The sequence below is a fragment of the Anaeromassilibacillus sp. An200 genome (assembly GCF_002160025.1).
GTDB classification, from domain to species: Bacteria; Bacillota; Clostridia; order Oscillospirales; family Acutalibacteraceae; genus Caccousia; species Caccousia stercoris.
Genome location: NZ_NFJU01000092.1, coordinates 1 through 3,308 on the forward strand (window position 1 = coordinate 1; position 3,308 = coordinate 3,308).

The 3,308-nt window shown below is 46.7% G+C and carries 5 protein-coding genes and 1 pseudogene; 1 reads left to right on the forward strand and 5 read right to left on the reverse strand.

What is annotated here, in order from left to right; all coding sequences use genetic code 11:
- Positions 1-279: 279 nt before the first annotated feature.
- The 5 genes and pseudogenes from B5F35_RS17755 to B5F35_RS17775 all read right to left on the reverse strand — a co-directional run bounded on the left by B5F35_RS17755 (position 280) and on the right by B5F35_RS17775 (position 2,863).
- Positions 280-807, reverse strand: coding sequence for an SLOG family protein (locus tag B5F35_RS17755; protein ID WP_087242975.1), 528 nt, complete (start codon positions 805-807; stop codon positions 280-282).
- 160 nt (positions 808-967) lie between these two features.
- Positions 968-1,549 (reverse strand): annotated as a pseudogene (locus tag B5F35_RS17760) (toprim domain-containing protein); the annotation flags it as partial.
- Entirely contained in the window at positions 1,546-1,689 is a 144-nt protein-coding gene (locus B5F35_RS17765) for a DUF3789 domain-containing protein (RefSeq protein ID WP_087242977.1), read from the reverse strand. The pseudogene B5F35_RS17760 and the gene B5F35_RS17765, both read right to left, overlap by 4 nt.
- Positions 1,690-1,856: 167 nt before the next feature.
- Entirely contained in the window at positions 1,857-2,264 is a 408-nt protein-coding gene (locus B5F35_RS17770; RefSeq protein WP_087242979.1) for an ankyrin repeat domain-containing protein, read from the reverse strand.
- Between the two features lie 71 nt (positions 2,265-2,335).
- Positions 2,336-2,863, reverse strand: coding sequence for an SLOG family protein (locus tag B5F35_RS17775; RefSeq protein WP_087242982.1), 528 nt, complete (start codon positions 2,861-2,863; stop codon positions 2,336-2,338).
- A gap of 153 nt (positions 2,864-3,016) precedes the next feature.
- Between B5F35_RS17775 and B5F35_RS17780 the strand changes: the two genes are divergently transcribed.
- A partial coding sequence (locus tag B5F35_RS17780) for a helix-turn-helix domain-containing protein (RefSeq protein ID WP_087242984.1) occupies positions 3,017-3,308 on the forward strand: 292 nt, incomplete at its 3' end.

The window sequence follows — 3,308 nt, forward strand, 5'->3', positions numbered from 1 at the left end:
AGCCAGCAGGGGTCTGACAAGACCTCTGCTTTGCTATACCCTTTTTGAACCATCTCCCTTTCACCACAGCTATTCATTTTGTGGTTGACTTTTAATAGTTAATCTTTCGCTATCAGTATACGATTTTTACCGATAGCACACCACCAAAATGCGGTTGCAACTACGCAACGGCGGGTTGCAACCGCAGAAATCAACAGCCCTTTATCATTTTCAAAAAACAAATTAAGGCTCGACTATTCTTGATTTATCTACCACTTATTTTACCACATCGACAAATCCTTATCTACCCGAAGTGTTCCTGAAATATCCAAGATTTATCATGCTTTCAGGAAGATAAGGCCCCACAGGGACCTCCCGCATTTCTTTCCGCTGGGCATGGACCATGCGGATCGTGGACACCGTGCCACCGTTTTCCCGTCCATCATAGACAGCGATCACCCGGTCCGCCTGGTCTACCATATAGCGGTTGCGCTTCATGTAGACATTGGAAGCCCATTCCTCGCTTACAATTTCCACCTTTGCACATGCCTCAAGCATTGCCCTGGTCCGCTCGTCCTCCATCAGCCGCTTATAGCGGTTGCGGTACGGAATCGCCGCCTCCAGGCGCAGCGCCGGATTTTCTTTGGCCTTTTCCAGAACAATCCCGGCAAATAGCTGATCTGCACCGTCAGCAAAACCGGAAATAAAGTAAGTATAGCCGTCTGCGATGGCTTTTTCGATTTCGCGCCGCAGACCTTGCTCTGCCTGCTCCATATATTCAGCGGGGATTTCCCGGTGTCCGGTTACTCCGCATACTTTTTCTTTCATGTTGCAGCCTCCCTTTCAGATGATAGTTGAAAACTACCATACCTCTTATTTTAATAGGTTATATTTAGCGTGTCAACTCAAATACCCCTTTTCATTTAGCGAATAGAGCCAGCCTGTAAGGTACAATCTATTATAGAATGGGAGGTGACTATGGTGTACGAAGAGTCGGCGTCATTACCCGGCCCACATTCAAGGTATCGCCATACAGGACAGAGAAAAGGCGAGTGGCGTTAATTCCCACAAGCCAGTCCGCACCTGCCCGGCAGAGCGCCGCCCGATAAAGCAAGTCATAGTCCGCACCAGGCCGCAGGTGTTCAAATCCATCACGGATAGCCGCGTCCTCCATAGAGATGATCCAGAGCCGGAGAATAGGTTTGCTGCATCCAACCTGCTGATAGACCAGCCGGAAGATCAGTTCACCTTCCCGGCCAGCATCGGTAGCGCACACCACAGCGTCCACACGTTTATCTTCCATCAAATGACGCAGGACGCCAAGCTGCTTTTTCTTATCCTTTGCCACATCATATTTCCAGTGGGCGGGAAGAATGGGCAGATCCGCATATCGCCATTTAGCGTACTGCTCCCCATAGGCTTCCGGCTGGGCCAGCTCCACCAGATGGCCCACGCACCAGGACACCAGCCAGCCGCCGCCCTCCAGATACCCGTCTTTTTTCTCCTTTGCTCCCAGCACCGCGGCCAAAGATTGGGCCACGCTGGGTTTTTCGGCTACTACAAGTTTCATTCGTCCGAACCTCCCTCTTTATCAAAGAATTTTGTAAACTGCTCGTCTGCCTGCCTTCCGGCCTGCAGCAGACACATCAAAGTTACACCTGCGATTGTGCCAAGCGTGAAAGAAAGAAAATGTGATACTGCGCCCCACATGTGCCGCACCTCCTTTGAATTTTGAATATGAAAAAAGCGCAAAGGGCTAAGAACACCTTTGCGCCGGGGTTATATAGCAAAACGCCGCAGAAAGGATCTACGGCGTAAATTCATGGTATTCAGTTTTATTTGACAACTTAGGATTTATGGCATTATCAGCATGAGACTTATTTATGATAATACTTCTTTACTATTTTGTTCATTTCGTCATCGTCGAATGACTCAATCTTTGCTTTTAATGTCATATCCCCCTCCATTTTATCTAAATCTAATCCATGCTGTAACATTATCTCAAGAATAATATTGTTGTCCTCATGTATTCTGCCTATCGCCTCTAAAATAGGGGAAACCCCTTTTTTATCATTTATATTAGGATCAGCACCCATGTTCAATAATAATTTTATTGCCTCTAAATAATGCCTTTGACACGCCCTGTGAAGATAAGAGGTTCCGTTGTCATCTTGAAAATTTGGATTTTCAACTGTTTTAATTCTTTGTAATAAATCGTCGGATTGTTCAACACCTAATCTAAAAAATATTTCATCTCTACCATACATATCTGGATACATTTTCATATCCCTTTCTTCATTTAGATAAATTCCAATTTGTCCACTTATGTTTCTTATTTTACCACACAGACAAATCCTTATCTACCCGAAGTGTTCCTGAAATATCCAAGATTTATCATGCTTTCAGGAAGATAAGGCCCCACAGGAACCTCCCGCATTTCTTTCCGCTGGGCGTGAACCATGCGGATTGTGGACACCGTGCCGCCGTTCTCCCGCCCATCATAGACAGTGATCACCCGATCCGCCTGGCCTACCATATAGCGGTTGCGCTTCATGTAGACATTGGAAGCCCATTCTTCGCTGACAACCTCGACCTTCGCACATGCCTCCAGCATGGCCCTGGTCCGCTCATCCTCCATCAGCCGCTTATAGCGGTTGCGGTACGGAATCGCTGCCTCCAGGTGCAATACCGGATTTTCTTTGGCTTTTTCCAGAACAATCCCGGCAAATAGCTGATCTGCACCGTCAGCAAAACCGGAAATAAAGTAGGTATAGCCGTCCGCGATGGCTTTTTCGATTTCGCGCCGCAGACCTTGCTCTGCCTGCTCCATATATTCAGCGGGGATTTCCCGGTGTCCGGTTACTCCGCATACTTTTTCTTTCATGTTGCAGCCTCCCTTTTAGATGATAGCTGAAAACTACCACACCTCTTATTTTAATAGTTTGTATTTAGTGTGTCAACTCAAATACCCCTTTTCATTTAGCGAATAGAGCCAGCCTGTAAGGTACAATCTATTATAGAATGGGAGGTGACTATGGTGTATGAAGATTTTGTTCCGGAAAGGCTGGCAAAATTGAGGATGCAGAAGGGTGTTTCCGCACGGGATATGTCGCTGTCGCTTGGGCAGGCCAACAACTATATCAACAACGTGGAGAATAAGAAAACGCTTCCTTCTATGCAGTCCTTCTTTTATATCTGCGAATACCTGGGCGTGACACCGCAGGAATTCTTCGATGAAGGCAATCCGAATCCTACCGCCTTAAACGAATTTATCGCAGAGGCAAAGAAGCTGGATTCCAAAGCGATGTCCTACATCCTCGGTATTATGA

What these genes read in the sequence shown, in the direction of transcription:
- B5F35_RS17770 (WP_087242979.1), bottom strand. Translation starts at nt 2,264, where the DNA reads ATGAAAATGTATCCAGATATGTATGGTAGAGATGAAATATTTTTTAGA.
- B5F35_RS17755 (WP_087242975.1), bottom strand. Translation starts at nt 807, where the DNA reads ATGAAAGAAAAAGTATGCGGAGTAACCGGACACCGGGAAATCCCCGCT.
- B5F35_RS17775 (WP_087242982.1), bottom strand. Translation starts at nt 2,863, where the DNA reads ATGAAAGAAAAAGTATGCGGAGTAACCGGACACCGGGAAATCCCCGCT.
- B5F35_RS17765 (WP_087242977.1), bottom strand. Translation starts at nt 1,689, where the DNA reads ATGTGGGGCGCAGTATCACATTTTCTTTCTTTCACGCTTGGCACAATC.